This is a genomic window from Mycobacterium sp. TH-M82 (assembly GCF_057473605.1).
In genome coordinates this window covers 1-1,312 of sequence record NZ_JBYCKY010000588.1, presented here as the reverse complement: position 1 = coordinate 1,312, position 1,312 = coordinate 1, and the positions used below count along the sequence as shown (strand labels likewise).

The 1,312-nt window shown below is 68.1% G+C and carries 1 protein-coding gene and 1 pseudogene; both read left to right on the top strand.

From position 1 onward, the window contains the following. Positions 1-335: pseudogene (locus AC2VON_RS17600) on the top strand (hypothetical protein); the annotation flags it as partial. A 76-nt stretch (positions 336-411) separates the two neighbouring features. Next, positions 412-1,266 carry a DUF559 domain-containing protein gene (locus AC2VON_RS17595; RefSeq protein WP_486954100.1) on the top strand — a complete coding sequence of 285 codons (855 nt, stop codon included), beginning with the start codon at positions 412-414 and terminating at the stop codon, positions 1,264-1,266. Positions 1,267-1,312: the final 46 nt, after the last annotated feature.

The window sequence follows — 1,312 nt, the reverse complement described above, 5'->3', positions numbered from 1 at the left end:
TGGATATCGCCGGCGCCGGGCAGACCCTGAGCAGCACCGCCGGCTGGCTGGCGGTGCTGCTCGCGATCGCGGTTGTCGCGCCGCCGATCGCGGCGCTGGCGATGCCGTGGCTGGTGCTGCGGCTGCGGTTCTTCCGGCGCAAGCGTGCGGTGCTCGCCCTGGCCGTAACCACGGCCGGCGAGCAACTGCTGGCGCTGCGCGCCCTGACCAACCGTCCGCTGCGCAGGTTGACCGCCGTCAGCCCGGACCCGGTCGGTGCCTGGCGCCGCGAGGACCGCTCCGTCATCCGTGAGCTGGCTGCGGTCGAGCTGCGCTCGGCCGGGATTTCGGCGTGATCCTGTGCGCTGAGCGACGACTATCACGCCGAAATCGCGAGGGAACGCCTGCCGTGTCGGGCTGCGTCCATCAGGTATGGACGATTATCTGCGGCGCCAAGATGGCGTCATCACCCGTTCGCAGGCGATCGACTGCGGGCTCAGCGACGCGGGTATCAGCCGACGGCTGCGGTCCGGGCATTGGCGGCGTTGCGGTCCGGGGGTCTACTTCGTCGACGATCGACCATTTACGACGGCGGCGCGGATTCGAGCCGCGGTTTGGAGTTACGGTCCGAACGCCGTGGCGAGTGGTCTGGCTGCGGCTTACTGGCACAGCCTGGTCACTCGCATTCCGGCAGCCATCGAGGTCACGGTGCCGAGGAACTCAAACGGGCGGACCCGGCCCGGCACCCGCGTCCGCAGACGAAATCTGTCGTCAGCGGACGTCGTAGAACGCAGCGGGCTGCGGGTCACCACGTTGGCACTGACCGTCGTCGAAGCGGCGACAAGACACGGCGGCGGCCCGGCCGTGATGGACTCTGCGCTGCAGCGCCGCACCGAGTTGCCCCAGCTGTGGCGTACCCATCTGCGCAACAGTGGCCGCTACGGCTCACCGGCCGCCCGGCTGATGCTGCAGGCCGCCGGTAGCGGAGCGCGTTCACACGCGGAGCGGTTACTCATCCAACTGCTCCGCGGTGCGGGCATCACCGGATGGGTCGCCAACCACCCCGTCGGTGGCTATCGCGTCGACGTCGGGTTCCCTGCGCTGAAAGTTGCGCTCGAAGTCGACGGGTTCGCGTTTCACAGCAGCCATGAGGACTTCCGCCAAGACCGCAAACGCCAGAACGAGATCGCCCTGCTCGGCTGGCAGGTACTGCGGTTCACCTGGTTTGACCTTGTCGAGCATCCAGAGCGGGTGCTCACCCAGATCCGCAACGCGATTTCGGCGTGATAGTCGTCGCTCAGCGCAAGAAAGCACGCCGAAATCGCAGCAGGCC

Coding starts and splice junctions, on each gene's coding strand:
- AC2VON_RS17595 (WP_486954100.1), top strand. CDS start 412: ATGGACGATTATCTGCGGCGCCAAGATGGCGTCATCACCCGTTCGCAG.